Source organism: Blastococcus sp. TML/M2B, from assembly GCF_016612865.1.
GTDB lineage: Bacteria > Actinomycetota > Actinomycetes > Mycobacteriales > Geodermatophilaceae > Blastococcus.
The window spans coordinates 1,144,509-1,165,855 of the sequence record NZ_JAENZZ010000001.1 but is presented as its reverse complement, the minus strand read 5'-3'; the positions used below and the strand labels follow the sequence as shown (position 1 = coordinate 1,165,855).

General features: G+C 74.1%; 24 protein-coding genes and 2 pseudogenes. 7 read left to right on the top strand and 19 right to left on the bottom strand.

The window, feature by feature from the left end; genetic code table 11:
- The first annotated feature begins 13 nt into the window (after nucleotides 1-13).
- A complete protein-coding gene (locus tag JKP75_RS05690) occupies nucleotides 14-1,231 on the top strand; it encodes a CaiB/BaiF CoA-transferase family protein (protein WP_200492195.1) in 1,218 nt (405 codons plus the stop codon).
- On the opposite strand, the gene JKP75_RS05685 is transcribed toward JKP75_RS05690, so the two are convergent.
- From JKP75_RS05685 to JKP75_RS05645, 10 genes are all read right to left on the bottom strand, one after another.
- Nucleotides 1,228-1,992, bottom strand: coding sequence for an isoprenyl transferase (locus JKP75_RS05685; protein ID WP_200492196.1), 765 nt, complete (start codon nucleotides 1,990-1,992; stop codon nucleotides 1,228-1,230). The genes JKP75_RS05690 and JKP75_RS05685 overlap by 4 nt on opposite strands.
- Nucleotides 1,989-2,342, bottom strand: coding sequence for a DNA repair protein RecO C-terminal domain-containing protein (locus JKP75_RS23685; RefSeq protein WP_309229548.1), 354 nt, complete (start codon nucleotides 2,340-2,342; stop codon nucleotides 1,989-1,991). The genes JKP75_RS05685 and JKP75_RS23685 overlap by 4 nt, the downstream gene beginning before the upstream one ends.
- Nucleotides 2,296-2,796, bottom strand: coding sequence for a DNA repair protein RecO (recO, locus tag JKP75_RS22510; RefSeq protein WP_255523239.1), 501 nt, complete (start codon nucleotides 2,794-2,796; stop codon nucleotides 2,296-2,298). Before recO ends, JKP75_RS23685 begins: the two co-directional genes overlap by 47 nt.
- Nucleotides 2,796-3,713, bottom strand: a complete 918-nt coding sequence (gene era / locus JKP75_RS05675) for a GTPase Era (RefSeq protein WP_200492197.1) — start codon at nucleotides 3,711-3,713, stop codon at nucleotides 2,796-2,798. The genes recO and era overlap by 1 nt, the downstream gene beginning before the upstream one ends.
- 44 nt (nucleotides 3,714-3,757) lie before the next feature.
- Nucleotides 3,758-4,090, bottom strand: coding sequence for a cytidine deaminase (locus JKP75_RS05670; RefSeq protein WP_200492198.1), 333 nt, complete (start codon nucleotides 4,088-4,090; stop codon nucleotides 3,758-3,760).
- A gap of 4 nt (nucleotides 4,091-4,094) precedes the next feature.
- On the bottom strand, nucleotides 4,095-5,444 hold the full coding sequence (locus JKP75_RS05665) for a hemolysin family protein (protein WP_200492199.1): 1,350 nt from the start codon (nucleotides 5,442-5,444) through the stop codon (nucleotides 4,095-4,097).
- The gene (gene ybeY / locus JKP75_RS05660) at nucleotides 5,441-5,944 is read right to left on the bottom strand and encodes an rRNA maturation RNase YbeY (RefSeq protein ID WP_200492200.1); all 504 of its coding nucleotides are present in this window, start codon (nucleotides 5,942-5,944) and stop codon (nucleotides 5,441-5,443) included. Before ybeY ends, JKP75_RS05665 begins: the two co-directional genes overlap by 4 nt.
- Before the next feature lie 5 nt (nucleotides 5,945-5,949).
- Nucleotides 5,950-7,005, bottom strand: a complete 1,056-nt coding sequence (locus JKP75_RS05655) for a PhoH family protein (protein WP_375335658.1) — start codon at nucleotides 7,003-7,005, stop codon at nucleotides 5,950-5,952.
- A 167-nt stretch (nucleotides 7,006-7,172) separates the two neighbouring features.
- A complete protein-coding gene (locus JKP75_RS05650; RefSeq protein ID WP_200492201.1) occupies nucleotides 7,173-7,997 on the bottom strand; it encodes an enoyl-CoA hydratase/isomerase family protein in 825 nt (274 codons plus the stop codon).
- 25 nt (nucleotides 7,998-8,022) lie between these two features.
- Nucleotides 8,023-8,382, bottom strand: a complete 360-nt coding sequence (locus JKP75_RS05645) for an HIT domain-containing protein (protein WP_309229546.1) — start codon at nucleotides 8,380-8,382, stop codon at nucleotides 8,023-8,025.
- Between the two features lie 143 nt (nucleotides 8,383-8,525).
- On the opposite strand from JKP75_RS05645, the gene JKP75_RS05640 reads away from it, so the two are divergent.
- From JKP75_RS05640 to JKP75_RS24370, 3 genes and pseudogenes are all read left to right on the top strand, one after another.
- Nucleotides 8,526-10,751, top strand: coding sequence for a carbon starvation CstA family protein (locus JKP75_RS05640; protein ID WP_242472794.1), 2,226 nt, complete (start codon nucleotides 8,526-8,528; stop codon nucleotides 10,749-10,751).
- Nucleotides 10,748-10,810: pseudogene (locus JKP75_RS24375) on the top strand (hypothetical protein); the annotation flags it as partial. The gene JKP75_RS05640 and the pseudogene JKP75_RS24375, both read left to right, overlap by 4 nt.
- Before the next feature lie 55 nt (nucleotides 10,811-10,865).
- On the top strand, nucleotides 10,866-10,937 hold the full coding sequence (locus JKP75_RS24370; protein WP_375539233.1) for a hypothetical protein: 72 nt from the start codon (nucleotides 10,866-10,868) through the stop codon (nucleotides 10,935-10,937).
- Nucleotides 10,938-11,239: 302 nt separating this feature from the next.
- Here JKP75_RS24370 and JKP75_RS05630 read toward each other — a convergent pair whose 3' ends face one another.
- From JKP75_RS05630 to JKP75_RS05620, 3 genes are read right to left on the bottom strand one after another with little or no spacing between them, the layout of a single operon-like run.
- Nucleotides 11,240-11,992 (bottom strand): 16S rRNA (uracil(1498)-N(3))-methyltransferase, encoded by a 753-nt coding sequence (locus JKP75_RS05630; protein ID WP_200492203.1) that lies wholly within the window; start codon nucleotides 11,990-11,992, stop codon nucleotides 11,240-11,242.
- A 5-nt stretch (nucleotides 11,993-11,997) separates the two neighbouring features.
- A complete protein-coding gene (dnaJ, locus tag JKP75_RS05625; RefSeq protein ID WP_200492204.1) occupies nucleotides 11,998-13,131 on the bottom strand; it encodes a molecular chaperone DnaJ in 1,134 nt (377 codons plus the stop codon).
- A gap of 14 nt (nucleotides 13,132-13,145) precedes the next feature.
- Nucleotides 13,146-13,853: an HrcA family transcriptional regulator gene (locus tag JKP75_RS05620; RefSeq protein WP_309229545.1), complete on the bottom strand. Its 708-nt coding sequence runs from the start codon at nucleotides 13,851-13,853 to the stop codon at nucleotides 13,146-13,148.
- Nucleotides 13,854-14,406: 553 nt separating this feature from the next.
- Here JKP75_RS05620 and JKP75_RS05615 point away from each other — a divergent pair.
- Nucleotides 14,407-14,697 (top strand): annotated as a pseudogene (locus tag JKP75_RS05615) (type II toxin-antitoxin system VapB family antitoxin); the annotation flags it as partial.
- An 89-nt stretch (nucleotides 14,698-14,786) separates the two neighbouring features.
- Here the strand turns inward: JKP75_RS05615 and JKP75_RS05610 are convergent.
- The 5 genes from JKP75_RS05610 to hemW form a co-directional block, all read right to left on the bottom strand.
- Nucleotides 14,787-16,142 (bottom strand): DUF2254 domain-containing protein, encoded by a 1,356-nt coding sequence (locus tag JKP75_RS05610; protein WP_200492206.1) that lies wholly within the window; start codon nucleotides 16,140-16,142, stop codon nucleotides 14,787-14,789.
- A gap of 2 nt (nucleotides 16,143-16,144) precedes the next feature.
- Nucleotides 16,145-17,350 (bottom strand): FAD-binding oxidoreductase, encoded by a 1,206-nt coding sequence (locus tag JKP75_RS05605; RefSeq protein ID WP_200492834.1) that lies wholly within the window; start codon nucleotides 17,348-17,350, stop codon nucleotides 16,145-16,147.
- A 70-nt stretch (nucleotides 17,351-17,420) separates the two neighbouring features.
- Nucleotides 17,421-17,747, bottom strand: coding sequence for a TraR/DksA C4-type zinc finger protein (locus tag JKP75_RS05600; RefSeq protein ID WP_200492207.1), 327 nt, complete (start codon nucleotides 17,745-17,747; stop codon nucleotides 17,421-17,423).
- An 88-nt stretch (nucleotides 17,748-17,835) separates the two neighbouring features.
- The gene (locus tag JKP75_RS05595) at nucleotides 17,836-18,018 is read right to left on the bottom strand and encodes a hypothetical protein (protein ID WP_200492208.1); all 183 of its coding nucleotides are present in this window, start codon (nucleotides 18,016-18,018) and stop codon (nucleotides 17,836-17,838) included.
- A 103-nt stretch (nucleotides 18,019-18,121) separates the two neighbouring features.
- Nucleotides 18,122-19,399, bottom strand: coding sequence for a radical SAM family heme chaperone HemW (gene hemW, locus JKP75_RS05590; RefSeq protein WP_309229543.1), 1,278 nt, complete (start codon nucleotides 19,397-19,399; stop codon nucleotides 18,122-18,124).
- On the opposite strand from hemW, the gene JKP75_RS05585 reads away from it, so the two are divergent.
- Nucleotides 19,391-20,170 (top strand): enoyl-CoA hydratase-related protein, encoded by a 780-nt coding sequence (locus JKP75_RS05585; protein WP_200492209.1) that lies wholly within the window; start codon nucleotides 19,391-19,393, stop codon nucleotides 20,168-20,170. The two genes, hemW and JKP75_RS05585, sit on opposite strands and share 9 nt — an antisense overlap.
- Here JKP75_RS05585 and JKP75_RS05580 read toward each other — a convergent pair.
- A complete protein-coding gene (locus tag JKP75_RS05580; protein WP_200492210.1) occupies nucleotides 20,167-20,814 on the bottom strand; it encodes a maleylpyruvate isomerase family mycothiol-dependent enzyme in 648 nt (215 codons plus the stop codon). The two genes, JKP75_RS05585 and JKP75_RS05580, sit on opposite strands and share 4 nt — an antisense overlap.
- An 80-nt stretch (nucleotides 20,815-20,894) precedes the next feature.
- Between JKP75_RS05580 and JKP75_RS05575 the strand changes: the two genes are divergently transcribed.
- A complete protein-coding gene (locus JKP75_RS05575) occupies nucleotides 20,895-21,347 on the top strand; it encodes a MarR family transcriptional regulator (protein ID WP_200492211.1) in 453 nt (150 codons plus the stop codon).

Sequence of the window (21,347 nt, the reverse complement as noted above, 5' to 3'; positions counted from 1 at the left end):
ATGTTGTGCGCCTATGACCGCCGCCACAGACCCGTCCCTGCCGCTCACCGGGATCACCGTGGTGGCGCTGGAGCAGGCGGTGGCCGCCCCGATCGCCACCCGGCACCTCGCTGACCTGGGCGCCCGGGTCATCAAGGTCGAGCGCGTCGGCGAGGGCGACTTCGCCCGCCACTACGACGGCGCGGTGCGCGGGATGGCGTCGCACTTCGTGTGGCTCAACCTGGGCAAGGAGTCGGTGGCGCTGGACCTGAAGTCCCCCGACGGCGTGGCCGCGGTGCGCGCCCTCGTCTCCCGGGCCGACGTCTTCCTGCAGAACCTCGCGCCCGGCGCGGCGGCCCGGCTGGGCCTGGACGGCGAGGCGCTGCGGGCGGCGGACCCGCGGCTCGTCGTCGTCAACATGTCCGGCTACGGCACCGACGGACCGCGGCGGGACCGCAAGGCCTACGACATGCTCATCCAGGCCGAGACCGGACTGGTGTCCGTGACCGGCACTCCCGAGACCGCCACCAAGACCGGCATCCCGACCTCCGACATCGCCGCCGGCCTGTACGCGTCCCAGTCGGTGCTGGCCGCGCTGTTCCGGCGGGAGCGCACCGGCGAGGGCGCCACCGTCGAGGTGTCGATGTTCGACGCGACAGCCGAGTGGCTGGGCCACCAGATGTACATGCAGATGTACGCCGACCGGCAGGTGCCGCGGATGGGCCTGAGCCACGCCGCGATCGCGCCCTACGACGCCTACCCGACCAAGGACGGGCAGATCCTGATCGGGGTGCAGAACGACCGGGGGTGGCAGGACCTCGTGACCAAGGTGTTCGACCGCCCGGACCTCGCCGACCACCCGCGGCTGCGCACGAACGTGCTGCGGGTGGCCCACCGCGAGGAGTGCGACGCGGTGGTCTCCACCGAGACCCAGCAGTGGTCGACCGCCGACCTCGACGCCCGCCTCGCGGAGGCCGGCGTGCCCGCGGCGCAGATCAACGAGCTGCAGGGCCTGATCGACCACCCCCAGCTCAGCGCCCGGGACCGGTGGCGCGAGGTGGACACTCCGGTCGGGCCGGTGCGCGCCATCCTGCCGCCGATGACGTTCACCGACGTGGAGCTGGCGATGGGCGCGGTCCCCGACCTCGGCGAGCACACCGCCGCCGTCCTGGCGGAGTTCGGCTACGACGACCAGACGGTGGAGCGACTGCTCGCCAGCGGCGTCGCCGGCCGGCCGGCGACGGAGTCCTAGGCGGAGCCGAAGCGGCGCTGGCGGGAGGCGTACTCCTCGCAGGCGGCCCACAGGTGCCGGCGGTCGAAGTCGGGCCACAGCGTGTCCAGGAAGACCATCTCCGCGTAGGCCGACTGCCACAGCAGGAAGTTGCTGGTGCGGTTCTCCCCGGAGCTGCGCACGAACAGGTCGACGTCGGGCATGTCCGGCTCGTCGAGGAACCGGGCGATCGTCTTCTCGTCGATCTTGTCCGGGTTCAGCCGGCCGGCGGCGACCTCGCGGCCGATGGCCGCGGCGGCGTCGGCGATCTCGGCCCGGCCGCCGTAGTTGACGCACATGGTGAGGGTGAGGACGTCGTTGTCCTTCGTGAGCTCCTCGGCGATCTCCAGCTCCTTGATCACCGAACGCCACAACCGGGGACGACGACCCGCCCAGCGCACCCGCACCCCGAGCTCGTGCATCTCGTCGCGGCGCCGGCGGATGACGTCGCGGTTGAACCCCATGAGGAAGCGCACCTCGTCGGGGCTGCGCCGCCAGTTCTCGGTGGAGAACGCGTAGGCGCTGATCGCGGTCACGCCGAGCTCGATGGCGCCCTCGACGCAGTCGAACAGCGAGGACTCCCCCGCCTCGTGCCCGGCGGTGCGGGGCAGCCCGCGCTGCTTGGCCCAGCGGCCGTTGCCGTCCATGACGATCGCGACGTGGCCGGGCACCTTGTCGGCGGGCAGCTGCGGCGGGCGCGCGCCGGAGGGGTGCGGGTTCGGCGGCCGGACGGCGCGCGTCACGCGCCGGTCCCGACGACGATCGGCGCGGCCGGCTGCACCACCGCGGGGCGGGCGTCGGACCGGTCGACCAGCGGCAGCGAGCGCAGCCCGCGCTCGAGGTGCCACTGCAGCATCGCGGCGACCAGGCCGCTGCTCTCGCGGCGGTTGATGCCCTGGCTGGCATCCGCGCGCGCCCAGTCGCCGGTCAGGAGGGCCTCCATGAGCTCGAGGGTGACCGGGCTCGGCATCGCCGAGCCGGTGGGCCGGCACGCCGGGCACACCGTGCCGCCGGCCGGGACGGAGAAGTGCCGGTGCGGGCCGACCTCACCGCAGCGGGCGCAGTCGCCCAGCGCGGGCTCCCAGCCGGCCACCGACATCGCGCGCAGCAGGAAACGCGTCCAGCACCAGGCCGGGTGAGTGGGTGCGCTCGCCCAGCGTCCGCAGCGCACCGACGACGAGCAGGAACATCCGCAGCGCGGGCTCCTTCTCCTCGGCGGTGAGCCGGTCGGCGGTCTCCAGCACCGCGGTGCCGGCGGTGTACGCCGGGTAGTCGGTGACGACCTCCTGGCCGTAGGAGCGGATCGACTCGACCTGGCTCACGATGTCGAGGTTCCGGCCGGTGTAGAGCTGCAGGTCGACGTGGGTGAACGGCTCGAGCCGGGCACCGAACTTGCTCTTCGTGCGGCGCACCCCCTTGGCGACGGCGCGCACCTTGCCGGTGCGGCGGGTGAGGACCGTGACGATCCGGTCGGCCTCGCCCAGCTTCTGGGTGCGCAGCACGATGCCCTCGTCCCGGTACAGGGCCTTCGGGGTGTGCGCGCTCATCAGTAGCCCAGCCGGTTGAGCTTCTTCGGGTCGTCCTGCCACTCGCCGAGCACGGTGACGTGCAGGGCGAGGTGGACGCGGGCGTCGAGCAGCGTCTCCATGCCCACGCGCGCCTCGCTGCCGATCGCCTTGATGATCGACCCGCCCTTGCCCAGCAGCATCGGCTTCTGGCTGGCCCGCTCGCAGTGCAGCAGGGCGTGCACCTCGACCAGGTCGCGGCCGGCCTGCTTGGGGTCGGGCCGGCGGGTCATCTCCTCGATGGTGACCGCCAGCGAGTGCGGCACCTCCTGGAACACCTTCTCCAGCGCCGCCTCGCGGACCAGCTCGGCGAGCTGGCGCTCGACGTCCTCGTCGGTGGTCTGCTCTTCCGGGTACAGCGGCGGGCCCTCCGGCAGCAGGCCGATGAGCAGCTGCTCCAGCAGGTCGACCTGGTCGCCCTTCACCGCGCTGATCGGCACGATCTCGGCCGCCTCGACCAGCTGGCTGGCGGCGATCAGCTGCTCGGCGACCTGCTTCTTGCCGGTCGCGTCGGTCTTGGTCACCACCACGACGATCGGGGCCTTGATCTCGCGCAGCTGGCGGGCGATGAACTTGTCGCCGGTGCCCACGGGCTGGTCGGCCGGGACGCAGAACACCACCACGTCGACGTCGGAGAGCGTGTCCCGGACGACGTCGTTGAGCCGCTTGCCCAGCAGGCTCTTCGGCTTGTGCAGGCCCGGGGTGTCGACCAGCACGATCTGGCCCTCGGGCCGGTGCACCACGCCGCGGATGGCGTGCCGGGTGGTCTGCGGGCGGTTGCTGACGATGCCGACCTTCTCGCCGACCAGCGCGTTGGTCAGGGTGGTCTTGCCGGCGTTCGGGCGGCCCACCAGGGCGACGAAGCCGCTGCGGTGCGGCGTCTGCTCGGGTGTGCTCACCCGGACAGTCTCCCACCGACGGCTGACACCAGCGGCCGGCCCGGTCAGGCGGTGGTGCGCAGGGTGCCGTCGGGGCCGGCGAGGTGCACCGGCGCCGACGGCGTGAGGTCGCGGACGGCGGCGAGCCCCTCCTGCTCGACCGCGTCGGCTTCGGAGACGATCGCCGCGGCCTCGAGCCCCTCGACGCCGCTGGAGACGGCGGCGGCGACCGCGGCCTGCAGCGCCGACAGCTTCAGCGAGGGCAGCGCGACGCCCGCGGCGACGTAGGTGCGGCCGTCGGTGTCACGGACCGCGGCTCCCTCCGCCGCACCGGTGCGGGCGCGCGCGGAGCGGGCGAGGGTGACGAGCTTGGCGTCCTCGGGCTGCAGGTCGGGCACCGGATCAGCCTTCCACGCCGACGGCCGGCTCCTGGTCGCGGGTGGCGGCCCGGCCGCGGCTGTCGGTCTCCTCGTCGTCCTCCGGCGGCTCGACCCGGCAGACCAGCATCGTGTCGATCCGGTTGCGCCGGCCGCCGCTGCTCTCGGCGACCAGCCGCAGCCCGCCGATCTCGGCCGAGGCGCCCTCGATGGGCACCAGGCCCAGCTCGCGGGCGAGCAGGCCGCCGACGGTCTCGACGTCGTCGTCCTCGGGCAGCTCGACGCCGAACAGCGCGGCGAGGTCCTCCACGGGCAGGCGGGCGGTGACCCGCATGGAGCCGTCGGCCAGCTCCTCGACCGGCGGGCGCTGGACGGCGTCGTGCTCATCGGCGATCTCGCCGACGATCTCCTCGAGGATGTCCTCGATGGTGACCAGCCCGGCGAAGCCGCCGTACTCGTCGACCACGATCGCGATGTGGATGCGCCGGGCCTGCATGTCGCGCAGCAGCTCGTCGACCGGCTTGGACTCCGGCACGAACGCCGGGGTGCGCATCAGCTCCTCGACCCTGGGCCCGCGGCCGTCGCCGGCGTTCTGCGACCGGCGGACGAGGTCCTTGAGGTAGACCACGCCCACCACGTCGTCGACGTTCTCGCCGATGACCGGGATGCGGCTGAACCCGCTGCGCAGGGCCAGCGCGAGGGCCTGGCGGACGGTCTTGCCGCGCTCGATCCAGACGACGTCGGTGCGCGGCACCATGACCTCGCGGGCGATCGTGTCGCCGAGCTCGAACACCGAGTGGATCATGTTGCGCTCGCCGGACTCCACGACGCCGCGCTCCTCGGCCATGTCGACCAGCTCGCGCAGCTCCACCTCGGAGGAGAACGGGCCGTCGCGGAAGCCGCGTCCGGGCGTGATCATGTTGCCGACCAGGATGAGCAGGGTGGCGACCGGCCCGAGCACGCGGCCCAGGAAGCGGACGACGCCGGCGCTGGCCAGCGCCACGGAGTAGGCGTGCTGGCGGCCCAGGGTGCGCGGGCCGACGCCGATCAGCACGTAGCTGACGACGGTCATGATCCCGGCCGCGGTCAGCACGGTGCGCCAGCCGCCGCCCCAGGCGTCGTAGAGCAGGACGGTGCCCAGCACCGCGGCGACCATCTCGCAGGCGATGCGCAGCAGGAGCAGCAGCGACACGTGGCGGGCGCGCTCGCCGACGACCTCCTCGAGCGCGACGGCGCGCTTGGCACCTTCGCGCCGGAGCTCCTCGACCCGAGCCTTGGACACCCGCTGCAGGGCGGCGTCCATGGCTCCGAACAGGCCCGCGAGCGGGACCAGGCAGACCGCGATCACCAGGAGGACGACCGCACCCGAGCTCATCGGGGGTTCTGCCCCTTGTCGACCGCCTCGCCCGTCACGGGCTCCCGCGACGCCGAGCGCCAGGCCTCGATGAGCTGCGACTGGAGGCCGAACATCTCCTTCTCCTCGTCCGGCTCCATGTGGTCGTAGCCGAGCAGGTGCAGCACGCCGTGCGTGGCCAGCAGCACCAGCTCGTCGTCCATCGTGTGGCCGGCGGCGCGGGCCTGGCGGACGGCGACGGCGGGGCACAGCACGACGTCGCCGAGCAGCGCGGGACCCGGATCGGGGTCGTCCGGGCGGGCGGTGTCGAGCTCGTCCATGGGGAAGGCGAGGACGTCGGTCGGGCCCTTCTCCCCCATCCAGCGCTCGTGCAGGCTGCTCATGTACTCGACGTCGACGCAGAGGACCGAGAGCTCGGCCATCGGGTTGACGTCCATCTCGCCGAGCACGAAGCGGCAGATGCCGGCCAGCTCCGCCTCGTCGACGGCGATCTCGGACTCGTTGGACACCTCGACGGGCATCGGGTTCAGCTCCCCTGCCGGCGCGGCCGGGTCGGTCGTGCCGGCGCGCTGGCGGCCGGTCGGGTCGTGGTGGGCTGGCGGGCGGCGTCGAAGCGCTCGTAGGCGTCGACGATGTCGCCGACCAGCCGGTGCCGGACGACGTCGGTGCTGGTCAGCGTGGCGAAGTGCACGTCCTCGACCCCGTCGAGGATCTCGCGGACGATCTTCAGGCCGCTCTGCGCGCCCCCGGGCAGGTCCACCTGCGTGACGTCGCCGGTGACGACGATCTTCGAGCCGAACCCGAGCCGGGTCAGGAACATCTTCATCTGCTCGGCGGTGGTGTTCTGCGCCTCGTCGAGGATCACGAACGCGTCGTTGAGCGTGCGGCCGCGCATGTAGGCCAGCGGCGCGACCTCGATCGTGCCCGAGGCCATGAGCCGCGGGATCGACTCCGGGTCGACCATGTCGTGCAGCGCGTCGTAGAGCGGCCGCAGGTAGGGGTCGATCTTCTCGCTCAGCGTGCCGGGCAGGTAGCCCAGCCGCTCGCCGGCCTCGACCGCGGGGCGGGTCAGGATGATCCGGTTGACCTGCTTGGTCTGGAGCGCCTGCACCGCCTTGGCCATCGCGAGGTAGGTCTTGCCGGTACCGGCCGGGCCGATGCCGAAGACGATGGTGTGCTCGTCGATCGCGTCGACGTAGCGCTTCTGGTTCAGCGTCTTGGGCCGGATCGTGCGCCCGCGGCGGCTGATGATGTCGAGGCTGAGCACCTCGGCCGGCCGCTCGGACCCACCGCCCCGGAGCATGGCGATGACGCGGCGCACGGAGTCCGGGCGCAGCTGCTGACCGGTGCCGAGCAGCGCCAGCAGCTCGTCGAAGACGCGGACGGCGAAGGCGTTGTCGGCCGGCTGCCCGGTCACGGTGATCTCGTTGCCGCGCACGTGCACGTCGGCCTCGACCTCCGCCTCGACCAGGCGCAGCAGCTCGTCGGCGGAGCCGAGCAGGGCGACCATCGAGACCGACTCGGGGACGGCGATCGTGGCGCGGACCGGCGCCGGGTGGGCGGCGGTGGCGGTGTCGTCCACGGCAGCGGCCTGGGCCGATGCCTCACGGGACGTGGGAGCACCCTCGACGGGGACGTTCGGGGAGGTGTCGGGCAAGAACCCTCGACCCTGCCTTCCTGGCTGGGGAGTGGCGGACCGTTCGATGCTACCCGCGCGCGGCACCGCGAAGCGCCGATCGCCCGATGGGGTCAGCGCCCGGAGTACGTCGCCTTGCCGGGCCCGTCGGTGAGGAAGGAGCGCACCGCACCGCGCAGGTCCTCGGTGGCGAACAGCGCGCCCGACACCTCCGGGACCAGCGCGTCGGCGGCCCGGGCACCGTCCCGGACCGAGGTGGCGACCAGCCGCTTCGTCGCGGCGTGCGCGAGCGTCGGCCCCGCAGCGACCTGGTGGGCGTAGGCGCGGGCGGCCGCGGCGAAGCCGTCGTCCGGCAGCACCCGGTTGACCACGTTCCACCGCTCGAGGACGGCGGCCGGGTAGCGCTCGCCGGTGAACACCAGCTCGCGGGCCCGGGCCGCGCCGGCCCGCTCGGCCAGCCGCTGCGGGCCGCCCATCGACGGGGTGAGCCCGACGACGATCTCCACCAGCCCGAACGACGCCTTCTCGGCGGCCAGCAGGATGTCGCAGGCCAGGGAGAGCTCGAAGGCGGCCGTCAGCGTGAGCCCGTGCGCGGCGAACACCGTGGGCACCGGCAGGTCCTCCACGGTCTGCGCCACCCGCAGCAGCTGGGCCCACAGCTCGCCGCCCCGGCCGGCGGGATCCGGCCCCTCGGCGATGTCGCGGAAGAAGGTGACGTCGACGCCGCCGGAGACGACCTTGCCGCGCGCCTCGAACAGCACGGCCCGCGCCCGGTCGGTGCGCTGCGGGTCGGTGAGCGCGACCAGCTGGGTCACCACGGCGTCCAGCGCCTGGAACACCGCCGGGGTGAACAGGTTCAGCGGCGGGTTGTCGAGGACGACGACGGCGACGTCGCCGTCCCGCTCGATGCGGACGGGGGCGGCGGTCTGCTCGGTCACGCCCCCACCCTGTCACCCGCCGGCGTCAGCCGGGGGGCCACCCGAGGCCGCGGCCGCCGAGGACGTGCAGGTGGAGGTGGTCGACCGACTGCCCGGCCTGCGGCCCGGTGTTGGTGACGACGCGGTAGCCGGGCTCGTTGCCGCCGTCGGCGACCAGCCCCTCCTGGACGGCGACGGCGTGCGCGGCGTTCGCCACCTCCCCCAGCAGCGCGGGGTCGGCCGCCGCGAGGGCACCGAAGTTGCGGTGGTGCTCCTTGGGGATCACCAGCACGTGCGTGGGCGCCTGCGGGTTGATGTCCCGGAAGGCCAGCACGCGGTCGGTCGAGTGGACGACGTCGGCGGGGATCTCCCCGGCGACCATGCGGCAGAACAGGCAGTCGGACACGGTCCGCACCCTAGGGCCCGACCGGCCGCGCCCGCCCTCCGGAGCCCCCGGTTCCAGCCAGCCGGAACCCCTCGGCGTCCTTATGCTCGGACGCGTAACCGACGGGGGCCGGCAGCGGAGCCGGTGTCGGGACGGAGGACGTCATGTCCGGAACTGTCACCGCGGGGAGCTCGTCGAGCGGCCGCTCCCCCGCACCCCCGGCCGGCCGGCGGATGTCCCCGGCACAGGTCGGCATCTGGGCGCTGGTCGCCGCGGTCGGCGCCGTCTGCTGGGCGGTGCTGGCGCTGGCCCGCGGCGAGACCATCTCGGCGCTGTGGATCCTGTTCGCGGCGCTGTCCTCCTACGCCATCGCCTACCGCTTCTACGCGCGGTTCATCGTCCGGCGGGTGCTGGAGGCCGACGACACCCGCGCCACCCCCGCCGAGCGGCTGGAGAACGGCGTCGACTTCGACGTCACCGACCGTCGCGTCCTGTTCGGCCACCACTTCGCCGCGATCGCCGGGGCGGGCCCGCTGGTGGGGCCGGTGCTGGCCGCGCAGATGGGCTACCTGCCCGGCACGATCTGGATCATCGTCGGCGTCATCTTCGCCGGGGCCGTGCAGGACCTGACGGTGCTGTTCTTCTCCATGCGGCGCAACGGCAAGAGCCTGGGCCAGATGGTGCGCGAGGAGATCGGCGTCGTCGGCGGGATCGCCGCGCTGATCGCCGTCTTCGCGATCATGATCATCATCCTGGCGGTGCTCGCGCTGATCGTGGTCAACGCGCTGGCCGAGTCGCCGTGGGGCGTCTTCTCCATCGCGCTGACCATCCCGATCGCGCTGTTCATGGGCTTCTACCTGCGGGTGCTGCGGCCCGGGCGGGTGCTGGAGGCCACCGGCATCGGCGTCGCCCTGCTGCTGCTGGCGATCATCGGCGGCGGCTGGATCGACGACACCGGCCTCGGCGACGCCCTCACCCTCTCCCGCGAGTGGCTGGTGCTCGCGCTGGTGGTCTACGGCTTCGTCGCCTCGGTGCTGCCGGTCTGGATGCTGCTCACCCCGCGCGACTACCTGTCGACCTTCATGAAGGTCGGCGTCATCGTGCTGCTGGCGATCGGGCTGCTCATCGCGCGGCCGGTGCTGCAGGCCGAGGCGGTCACCGACTTCGCCCGCGAGGGCACCGGGCCGGTGTTCGCCGGCTCGCTGTTCCCGTTCGTCTTCATCACCATCGCCTGCGGCGCGCTGTCGGGGTTCCACGCGCTCATCTCGTCCGGGACGACCCCGAAGATGGTGGCCAAGGAGAACCAGGTCCGGCTGATCGGCTACGGCGGGATGCTCATGGAGTCCTTCGTCGCGATCAGCGCGCTCATCGCCGCATGCGTGATCGACCAGGGGCTCTACTTCGCGATGAACGCCCCGGCCGGCGCCACCGGTGGCGACCCGGGCTCGGCGGCGGCGTTCATCGGCGGGCTGGGCTTCGACACCTCCGCCGACGACCTCGCGGCCGCCGCCGCGGCGGTGCAGGAACCGAGCCTGATCTCGCGCACCGGCGGCGCGCCGACCCTGGCCGTCGGGATCTCCGACATCTTCCACAACGCGTTCGGCGGCAACCTGCAGGCGTTCTGGTACCACTTCGCGATCATGTTCGAGGCGCTGTTCATCCTCACCGCCGTCGACGCCGGCACCCGCGTCGGGCGGTTCATGCTGCAGGACACGATCGGCAACGTCTGGAAGAAGTTCGGCGACCTCTCCTGGCGGCCGGGCAACGTGATGGCCAGCGCCGTCGTCGTCGGGCTCTGGGGCTATGTGCTCTACGTGGGCGTCACCGACCCGCTGGGCGGGGTGAACCAGCTCTTCCCGCTGTTCGGCATCGCCAACCAGCTGCTCGCGGCGATCGCGCTGACGCTGGTCACGGTGTTGCTGATCAAGCACGGGAAGCTGCGCTACGCCTGGGTGACGGCGGTCCCGCTGGTGTGGGACCTCGTGGTCACGATGACGGCGAGCTGGCAGAAGGTCTTCTCCGGCGACCCCGCCGTCGGGTACTTCGCGCAGCGCGCCCGCTACGCCGACGCCCGCGCCGCCGGGGAGCTGCTCGCCCCGGCGACCGACCGCGGGCAGATGGACCAGATCGTCTTCAACTCCACGCTCAACGGGATCCTGCAGGCGACGTTCGCGGTGCTGGTGCTCGTCGTCGTGGTGGACGCGGCCGTGGTCATCTCCCGCGCGCTGCGCGCCGGCGGCCGGCTGCCGACGACGGAGGAGCCGCACGTGCCCTCGACGCTGGTCGAACCGGCCGGCTTCTTCCCGACCGCGGAGGAGCGCGAGGCCGTCGCCGAGCACCGGCGGCTCGTCGGCGCCGGAGCCGGGCGGCCCGAGGCGGAGGAGAAGTGACCGTCCCGCTGGCCCGGGCCTGGCACGGCGTGCGCTGGTACCTGCGCGAGTTCACCGGCGAGGCCCGCTGGGACCGCTACCTCGAGCACTGCGCCGCGCACGGGCACGTAGCCGATGAGCCGGCGCGCCTTCGAGCGGCTGCGCTCCGACGCGCTGGAGCGGAACCCGGTCACCCGCTGCTGCTGACGCCGTCGCCTGCGTCGTGTGCACGTTCCGGGCTGTCCAGCAGCCGGAGACCGCGGTACCCGCACAATCGCCGGGCCGCGACGGCGTAGGCGAGCCCGGCGAGGGCGGTTCCGGACCATCGCCGCCGCCCGGTCTCCGTCACCGGTCGATCGTCGCGGTGACCCCCGCCGGCAGCGAGCCGGAAGGCCACCCGTCACCTGACCGGGCGGCGTCCTCCCTCACCGCCGAGCGTCCTCCCTCACCGCACACCACGAGGGAGGACGCTCGACGATCAGGTCACCTGATCCCAGCGCGGGTGGCGGTCATGCCCAGCGGGTGCGGGCGGACAGCGCGGCGAGGGCGGCGGCGCCGGCGGTGGAGGTGCGGAGCACCTCGGGGCCCAGGCGCACCGGCTCGGCGCCCGCCGCGCGGAAGGCGACGACCTCGCCGTCGGTGATCCCGCCCTCCGGCCCGACGACGACGGCCACGGTGCCGGTCGAGGGCACGGTCAGCTCGGCGAGGGGACGGCGGGCCTGCTCGTGCAGCACCACCGCGAGCTCGACGTCGCCGAGCAGCCCGCACACCTCTCGGGTCGACATCGGCTCGGTCACCTCGGGCACCCGCGGCCGTCGGGACTGCTTGCTGGCCGCCCGCGCCGCCGCCCGCCACTTGGCGACGCCCTTGGCCACGCGGTCGTCGCGCCAGCGGGTGACGCAACGCGCCGCCGTCCACGGCACGATCCGGTCGACACCGAGCTCGGTGGCGAGGTCCACGGCCAGCGGCCCGCGGTCGCCCTTCGGCAGGGCCTGCACCAGCACGAACTCCGGCTGCGGCGCGGGCACCTCGAAGCGGGCGGTGACCGCCACCCGCAGCCCCTGCGCGGAGGCGGCGACGACCTCACCCTCGGCCACCGCACCCCGGCCGTCGCCGACGCGCACCCGCTCCCCCGGCTCCAGCCGCAGCACGTCGACGGCGTGCCGGCCCTCGGCGCCGTCGACGAGCACCTCGGCGGTGCCGGGCAGCTCGTCGAGGAGGAACAGCGGGGCGCCGTCGAGCTCCGGGCCGTCGGTGCTCATGGGACTCAGCGCCCGTGGAAGGCGTCGCGCACGCGCGAGAACAGCCCGCCCTGGGCCTCGCGGTTGGACTCGGGCTGGTCCTCGCCGCGCAGTGCCGCCAGCTCGCGCATCAGCCGCTCCTGCTCGCCGTCGAGCTTGGTGGGCGTGACGACGTCGACGTGCACCACCAGATTGCCGCGGCCGGTGGCCCGCAGCCGCGGAGCTCCGTGCGCCCGCAGCGTGAGGACGCTGCCGGACTGCGTGCCCGGCGCGATCGCCAGCTCCTCCTCGCCGTCGAGCGTCTTGAGGTTGAGCGTGGTGCCCAGCGCGGCGGAGGTCATGGGCAGGGTGACGCGGCAGTGCAGGTCCTCGCCGTCCCGGGTGAAGACGTCGTGCGGCCGCTCGTGCACCTCGACGTAGAGGTCGCCGGCCGGGCCGCCGCCGGGGCCGACCTCGCCCTGGCCGGTCAGCCGGATGCGCATGCCGTCCTCGACGCCGGCGGGCACCTTCACCGAGATGGTGCGGCGGGCCCGCACGCGGCCGTCGCCGGCGCACTTCGCGCACGGCTCGGGGATGACCTGGCCGGTGCCCGAGCAGGTCGGGCAGGGGCGGCTGGTCATCACCTGGCCGAGGAAGCTGCGCTGCACGCTCTGCACCTCGCCGCGGCCGGAGCAGGTCGTGCAGGTGGTGACGTGCGTGCCGGGGGCGGTGCCCGCGCCGGCGCAGACGTCGCAGAGGACGGCGGTGTCGACGGTGAGCTCCTTGACGGTGCCGAACACCGCCTCGTCCAGCTCGAGCTCGACGGGGATGAGCGCGTCCCGGCCGGCCCGGGTGCGGCCGCGCGGGCCGCGGGTGGTGGCCCCGCCGAAGAAGGCGTCCATGATGTCGCCCAGGCCGCCACCGAAGCCGGCGCCGCCGAACCCGTTGCCCTCGCCGCCGCCGGTCTCGAACGGGTCGCCGCCGAGGTCGACGATCCGGCGCTTCTCCGGGTCGGTGAGCGCCTCGTAGGCGCGGGTGACCTCCTGGAAGCGCTCCTTGGCCTCCGGGTCCGGGTTGACGTCGGGGTGCAGGTCCCGCGCCAGCCGCCGGTAGGCGCGCTTGATGTCGGAGTCGCTGGCCTCGCGGGCCAGGCCCAGGACGCCGAAGTAGTCGGTTGCCATCGAGTGTGTCGTCCTCAGCTCTCGGCCAGGATCTGGCCGACGTAGCGGGCCACGGCGCGAACCGCGGCCATGTTCGTGGGGTAGTCCATGCGGGTCGGGCCGACGATGCCCAGGCCGCCCAGCGCCCGGTCCGGGGAGCCGTAGCCGACGGTGACCAGCGAGGCGCCGGTCAGCGCCTCATGGGCGTTCTCCTCGCCGATGCGCACCAGCACGGTGCCGGCGTCGACCTCGCTGATCAGGCGGAGCACGACGACCTGCTCCTCGAGCGCCTCCAGCAGCGGGCTGACGGTGCCCTGGAAGTCCAGGGCACTGCCCCGGGCCAGGTTCGCCGTCCCGCCGATGACCAGCCTGTCCTCGCTGGGCTCGACGAGTGTCTCCAGCAGCGTGGAGCTGACCGTGGCGACCAGGCCGCGCAGGTGCTGCGGCGCGGTCTCCAGCAGGTCGGGCACCTTGTCCCCGGCCTCGGTGAGCTTGACGCCGCTGAACGCGGAGTTGAGCAGCGTGCGCAGTTCGGCGACCGCGCCGGCGTCGGTGTCGACCGGGACGTCGACGACCCGCTGCTCGACGCGGCCGGTGTCGGTGATGAGCACCAGCATGAGCCGGGCGGCACCGACCTGCACCACCTCGAGGTGGCGCACCGCGCTGCGGGACAGCGTCGGGTACTGGACGACGGCGACCTGGCGGGTGAGCTGCGCGAGCAGCCGGACGGTGCGACCCAGCACGTCGTGGCAGGTCGACGGCGCCGTCGAGGAACCGCTCGATGGCCCGCCGCTCGGCCACCGACAGCGGCTTGACCGCCGAGAGCCGGTCGACGAAGAGCCGGTAGCCCTTGTCGGTGGGCACCCGGCCGGCGCTGGTGTGCGGCTGGGTGATGTAGCCCTGCTCCTCCAGCACCGCCATGTCGTTGCGGATCGTCGCCGGGGAGACGCCCAGGTCGTGCCGGTCGGCCAGCGCCTTGCTGCCCACCGGGTCGTTGGTCGAGACGTAGTCCTGGACGATCGCCCGGAGGACCTCCAGGCGGCGTTCGTCGTGCGCCACGAGACACCTCCCCGTACCGGTCGGCCCACCGCGCGCGGGAACCGCGGGCTGCTACCCGGGGCCGGTTCCTGCTGGCACTCGCACGGTGGGAGTGCCAAGCCAGCATACGACCGCCGGGCGCCGTCGTCGCGTGGCTCGCGGTCCGCCCGGGCAGGCCGAGGGCGCGACGCCCGGCACCCCCGGCCGATAGGTGTGGAGCGGTCGGCGCCCGGCGGACAGAGAGCGGAGACGGTCCCCCTGATCTTCAAGGCGGTTCGAGACGGGCGCCCCTACCCCGAGCACGGGTTGTCCGCCCGTGACTGGGCGATGATCCCGCCCCGCCAGGTGCGCATGGACACGCTGACGACGACGAAGCGGCAGCTGGCCCTGGACACGCTCCTGGCCGACGACTCCACCTTCTACGGCGACCTGTTTCCGCACGCCGTCCAGTGGCACGGCGAGCTGTACCTGGAGGACGGCCTGCACCGGGCGCTGCGCGCTGCGCTCCAGCAGCGCAACGTCATCCACGTCCGGGTGCTGGACCTGGACGCCCTCAGCCCGGTGCAGGCGACCGGCCCGTCCACCGAGGCCATCCCGGCCCAGCCGCCCGTCCCCGGGTCGCGCCGCGGCTGAGCCGCTCAGGCCGGCGGGACCACGTCCGCCCGGCCGGTGTGGTCGGCCGGGTCGACCGGGTCCTCCGCCACGGCCCGGAGGTGGGCGACGTCCTCGACGTGCAGCTCGGGCTCCCGCTCCACCATGTCCAGGAGCAGGCGCAGCTGGCGCCGCAGCTCGGGCAGCGCGTCGGTCCGGCCCGCCTCCTCCAGGTGCAGCACCAGCATCCGCAGCACGCGGGCCAGCGCGGCGACCACCTGGTGCTGGGGAGCCGCGGCCTGGCGGAGCTGCTCGAAGCCGTGGGTGACGTACTCCGCCGCGCTCAGCTCCCACGGGCGGACCAGGCGCCGCCCGTCCGGGCCCGCCACCACCGGCTGCGGCAGCTCGGCGGGCAGCAGCCGGCGCAGCAGGCTGCCGATCCGCAGGATCACCTCGACCGCTGTCGTCGGGTCGTTGACCGCCGGGCTGAGCGCCCGCAGCCCGATGTCGACCAGCTGCCGCAACGCGAAGTCGACGTCGTCCTGCATCGTGCGGACGTCGCCGACGAGGACGCTCGCCTGCACCCGGGCCTCGACCCGCTCCGGCCGCTCCGGACGCGGCCAGACGTGCGCCAGCGGCTCGCCCTCGTGGATGTAGGCACCGACCCGCGTCTCCAGCCGGATGGTCGCGCCGACGGGCAACGCCCGGAGCAGCCGGTCGACCGGCGCCTGGGTCACCCAGCCGTCCGCGGCGGCGAACACCGTCAGCCCGGGCTCGGCTGCCGGCACGGCGTCCTCCTCCGGGCGTTCGGCGGCAGTCCGGCGCGCGACGGCCGCCAGCACCGCCTCGGCCTCGCCGGTGATCCGCCGCACCACCTCGCCGACCTGCATCCCGTGAGCCAGGTGGTCGAGGTAGGCCACGATGAGCAGCACCGTGACGACGGTCAGGACGACGGCCACGGTGACCGGCACCGGTGCGGCCGTCTCCTCCTCGGGCCCGCTCACCACGCGCAGGGTGAGCACGCTGTAGACGAAGGTCGCGACCAGCGACCCGATCACCACCTGCGCCAGGCGGTCCCGGATGAACGACCGCATGACGCGCGGCGAGAACTGGCTGCTCGCCAGCTGCAGGCTCACCACCGTCAGCGAGAACACCACGCCGGCGGTGGTGATCATCGCGCCGGCCACCGTGCTCAGCAGCCAGGTGGCCGTGTTGTTGCTCATGTGCAGCGTGAACGGCGGATCACCGCCGTCGCCGGTGGCGCGGTCGAGGGCACGGGTGCCCTCGGCGAGCAGCACGCCACCGACGACGATCAGCGCCGGGAGGAGGAACAGGCTCTCCCGGAAGCGGTACCCGACCGAGGCCAGCCGGAGCACCGGCACCGGTCGCAGGGGTCGGCGCATCCTCAGCGCAGCGGGTCGAACGGCCGGAGCACCTCCGGCGTCTCGCCCTTGAGCACGGCCTCGGCGAGGAGCATGCCGGTGACCGGGCCGAGCGCGATCCCCCACATCCCGTGCCCGCCGGCGACGAACACCCGCTCGGACGACGTGCGCCCGATCAGCGGCAGCCCGTCACCGGTGACCGGCCGGGAGCCGACCCACTCGTCCTGCCGGTCGTCGAGGTCGACCCCGGCGAGGAACGGCCGGACGGCGTCCACGACGGCGTCGATCCGGCGGGCGTCCAGCGGCGCGTCGGGACGGCGGAACTCCATCATCCCGGCGACCCGCAGCCGGTCGCCCAGCGGCGTGACCGCCACCCGTTGCTGCGGGAAGTACAGCGGGCCGCCGGGCATCCGCTCGACCGGCACGCTGAAGCTGTAACCGCGGCCGGCCTGCACCGGCTCGCGCACGCCGAACCGCCGGGTCAGCCGCTCCGACCAGGCTCCGGTCGCGACGATGACGGCGTCGTGCCGGCGCTCCCGGTCCCCCAGGTCGAGGACGACGCCCTGCGGGGTCTCCCGGACGCTGCGGACGCCCGAGCCCTCGAGGACCTCTCCCCCGCGAGCCCGCACCGAGGCCGCGAGCGCGCCGACGAACTCCGGTGGGTGCAGGTACCGCTGGCCGTAGAGCTGCACGCCGGCCCCGACCCGGTCGGTGAGCACCGGCTCGAGGGCGCGCGCCTGCTCGCCGGTCAGCTGCCCGAAGACGACCTCGGACTGGCCGCTGTCCCGGATGGCCTGCAGCTCGGCGAGCAGGCCGGAGCGCTCCCGCTCGGTGCGGTAGAGCGCCAGGAAGGGCGAGGCGCGGTGGGTGACCGCCTCCACCCCGCCGGCGGCGAGGGCGTCGAAGGCCTCCAGCGCCCGCTCGTTGAGCGGCACGTAGGCGGTCATGCCCCGGCGCCACCGGCCGGGCGTGCTGTTCCGGGCGAACCGGGCGAGGAACCGCAGCAGCCGGGCGTCGGCTCGCGGCGGCACGTAGACCGGAGACCGCGGGCTCAGCACGGCGCGCAGGCCGTAGCGGAGCACCGCGGGTTCCGGCAGCGGCGCGGTCAGGCTCGGGGTGAGCCAGCCGGCGTTGCCCCACGAGGCGCCGGCCGCCACGACGTCCTGCTCGTAGACGGTGACCTCCGCGCCGCTCTCCTGCAGGAACCAGGCGGTGGCCAGGCCGACCATCCCGGCGCCCAACGACGGCGACGGACCGGGGGTGGACCGACATGGTCGCGCTCCCTCCTCCACCGCCGGGTCAGCGCCGGTCGGTGCAGGCGACGCAGGCCCCGGCGTAGGGGCGCAGCTCGAGCCGCTCCTCGGGGATGCCGGCGCCGCAGTGGACGCAGGAGCCGTAGGTGCCGTCGGTGATCCGGGCGAGCGCCTCGTCGATGGCGGTGATGGTCTCCTGCAGGGAGGCGCTGCGGCGCAGCGCGACCGGGTCGGGAACCGACTGGGCGCACTCCTCCAGCGCGGCCTCGCGCTGGCGGACGCAGTCACCGCGCTGGTCCTCGAGCAGGGTGCGGAAGGCGCCCCAGCGGGCGTCGTCGGCGGACAGGTCGCGGGTGTCGAGCGTGCTGGTCATCAGAATTCCTCAGGGGTACGCAGAAAGACGCGGTCACCCGGTGGGTGCGCGTCAGGACAGGGGTGCGGCGGCGACTCGCGGGAGCGGGTCAGGCGAGCTGCGGCGGGGCCCTGTCCTGGCTGCGGCGGAGCACGTCCAGCCCGCGCAGCCCTCGGGCCCGGCGGTTCAGCGCCAGGGCCAGCAGCATGCCGCCGGTCAGCGCGGGCGCGGCGCCGGTGGTGGGAACGCCCGGCGGGGAGCTCGGGGCGGCAGCGGACGCGAGCGCGTGCACACCGACCACCTCCTCACCCGCGGCGCCGTTGCCGGCGGAGTCACCTGGAAAACGGACACCATAGTGCAGGAACGCCGACCGTGCGCCGGATTTCCGCGCGGGGTCAGTCGGTGAGGTCGCGGACCAGCGCGTCGGCCAGCAGCCGGCCGGGATCGGTGAGCACCGCGCGGCCCGCCGCGTGCGCGTCCGGGTCCAGCAACCCGCGGGTGACGGCGTCGGCCGCCCGGCGCCGGCCCAGCTCGCTCAACAGGGTCAGCGGCAGGCCCTCGCGCAGCCGCAGGCCGAGCATCACGGTCTCCAGGGCGCGGTCGTCGTCGTCGAGCAGCTCGGCATCGGCGTGCGGGCTCTCGCCGCTCGCCAGCCGGTCGGCGTACGCGGCCGGGTGCTTGACGTTCCACCAGCGCAGCCCGCCGACGTGGCTGTGCGCGCCGGGGCCGACGCCCCACCAGTTGGCGTTGGCCCAGTACAGCTCGTTGTGCCGGCAGCGGGCGGCCTCCGAGGTGGCCCAGTTGGACACCTCGTACCAGTCGAAGCCGGCGCGGCGCAGGGTCGCGTCGGCCAGCTCGTAGCGGTCGGCGAGGACGTCGTCATCGGGCATCGGGAGCTCGCCGCGGCTGATCCGCCGGGCCAGCCGGGTGCCCTCCTCGACGATCAGCGCGTAGGCGCTGACGTGGTCGACCGGCGCGGCGAGGACGGCGTCCAGCGAGGTCGCCCAGTCGGCGTCGGTCTCGCCGGGGGTGCCGTAGATGAGGTCGAGGTTGACGTGCTCGAACCCCGCGGCGCGGGCGTCGTGCGCGGCCTGCACCGCCCGGCCGGGGGTGTGCCGCCGGTCGAGGACGGCGAGGACGTGCTCGGCGGCGGACTGCATGCCGAGGCTGACCCGGGTGAACCCGCCCTCGCGCAGCTGCGCCAGGTAGCCGCGGTCCACGGTCTCGGGGTTGGCCTCGGTGGTGATCTCGACGTCGTCGGCCACCGGGAACAGGCGGCGCACCTCGGCCAGGACGGCGGTCAGGTCGGTGGCGGGCAGCAGCGTGGGGGTGCCGCCGCCGACGAAGACGGTGGAGACCGTCGGCAGGTCCGGGCCCAGGACGCGGGCGGCCCGGCGCAGCTCGTCGATCGCCGTCCCCGCGTACTCCGCCCGGTTGGCGCCGGGGCCGAGCTCGTCGGAGGTGTAGGTGTTGAAGTCGCAGTAGCCGCAGCGCGTGGCGCAGAACGGCACGTGCACGTAGAGGCCGAACGGCGTGCTCGCCAGGCCGTCGCGGGCGGACTCCGGCAGCTCGAGCGGGGGCACGGCGCGCTCGACGAGGGGCAGGACGGTGTTCATCTGCTCCCAGTGTGCCGCGCCGGGGCGGCGGCGCGGCAGGATGCGGCTGTGACCCACGACCGAGTGATCCAGGTGTCCGTGTCCGCCGGCGTCGCGACGCTCACCCTCGACTCCCCGGAGAACCGCAACGCGCTGTCCCGGGCGCTGCGCGGGCAGCTGCGCCAGGCGCTCACCGACGCGCTCGCCGACGACGCCGTCCGCGTCGTCGTGCTGGACCACACCGGCCGGGTCTTCTGCTCCGGCATGGACCTCGCCGAGGCCGCCGGCGGCTCGTCGCAGGAGCAGGGCGTCAACGAGTTCCCCGAGCTGCTCCGGCTGATCTGGTCCTCCCCCAAGCCGGTCGTCGCGGTCGTGCGCGGTCCGGCGCGCGCCGGTGGGGTCGGCCTGGTCGCCGCCTGCGACGTCGTCGTCGCCGCCTCCTCGGCGAGCTTCGCCTTCTCCGAGGTCCGCCTCGGGCTCGTGCCGGCGGTCATCTCGGCCGTCGTGCTGCCGCGGATGACGCCGCACGTGGCGCACCGGTTGATGCTCACCGGCGAGGTCTTCGACGCCGCGGCCGCCGCCGCGGGCGGGCTGGTCGACCTGGTCGCCGAACCCGACGAGCTCGACGCCGTCGTCGCCGGGCAGCTGACCGCGCTCGCCGCCGGCGCCCCCGTCGCCCTGGCCGAGACCAAGCGGATGCTGCGGGCCCGGCAGCCCGAGCTGGAGTTCGGCGAGCTGCTGACGCTGTCCGCGCGGTTCTTCGCCGGCGAGGAGGGCCAGGAGGGGATCGCGTCGTTCCGCGAGAAGCGCCCGGCCCGCTGGGTGCCGGCGGCCGAGCAGGGCAGCTAGCGCAGCCGCGCCACCCCCGGGCCGGCGAGCCGGTCCCGCACGGCGGCGGTGCGTCCGGTGAGCACCAGGAGCAGCGCCTCGATCGGGGCCTCGACGATGTCGCCCTCGCCGGCCGACCAGTCGGCGTCGGTGGCGACCAACCGCACGCCCCGCACCCGGGGGAACGTCGTGGACATCGGCCAGGGCATGGTCCACACCCGCGTCGCAGCCGGAACGGCCGCGGCGACCGGCATGTGCCGTTCCCGGCCCAGCGGGACGGCGACGTCCTGCCCGTGCACCAGGACGTCGAGCAGCGGCTCCATCGGCGTGACCCCCGGCGCCCGGCGCCGGGATCCCACCATCGCGCGGATCTCCGCCGTCAGCTGCTCCGGTGGCGCGACCGCGTGCCGGACCGCGCTGTCGTGGATCATCCGCGGCAGGCTGCCCCGCGCGCGGACGAGGTCGAGGGTCGCGCGCCCGGGACCGGTCTGCGCCAGCGCCAGGTGCGCGACGACGTCGCGCACCCGCCAGCCGGCGCAGAGCGACGGGTGCGCCCACTCGTCGGGTGACAGGTCGTCGAGCAGGCCCGCGAGGTCCGCCCGCTCGGCGTCGATGGTGGCCCACACGGCGTCGGTGGGCAGGGTGTCGATCGGTCGCTGGTCCATGGCGCACTCCGCGGGAACCCGTACGATGATCGAACCAAGATAGTTCGGACTTCTGACCATCGTCAAGAACGGGGAGCGCCGTGGCCGAGTCGGGTGCGGACACCGAGGAGCTCAACGTCGGCCTGCTGCTGTTCCTCCCCTACCGCGCGATGGAGAACCGCATCTTCGCCGCGCTGGCGCAGGCCGGCTTCGACGACTTCACCCTCGCCCAGGCGCGGGTGATGCAGCGGATCGGACCCGACGGCACCCGGCTGACCGAGCTCGCCGAGGCGGCGCAGGTGACCAAGCAGACCGCCAGCCACCTGGTCGACCAGCTCGAGCGGACCGGCTACGTGCGGCGCACCCCGGACCCGACCGACGCCCGCGCCCGCCTGGTCCGCCTGGCCGAGCGCGGCACCGCCGCCCAGCCGGTCGCCGCCGCCGTCGTGGCCGAGGTCGAGGCCGGGTGGCGGGCGCACTTGGGCGAGCGACGGTGGCGGCAGCTGCGGGCGGCGCTGACCGACCTGCGCGAGATCACCGACCCCTACCGCTGA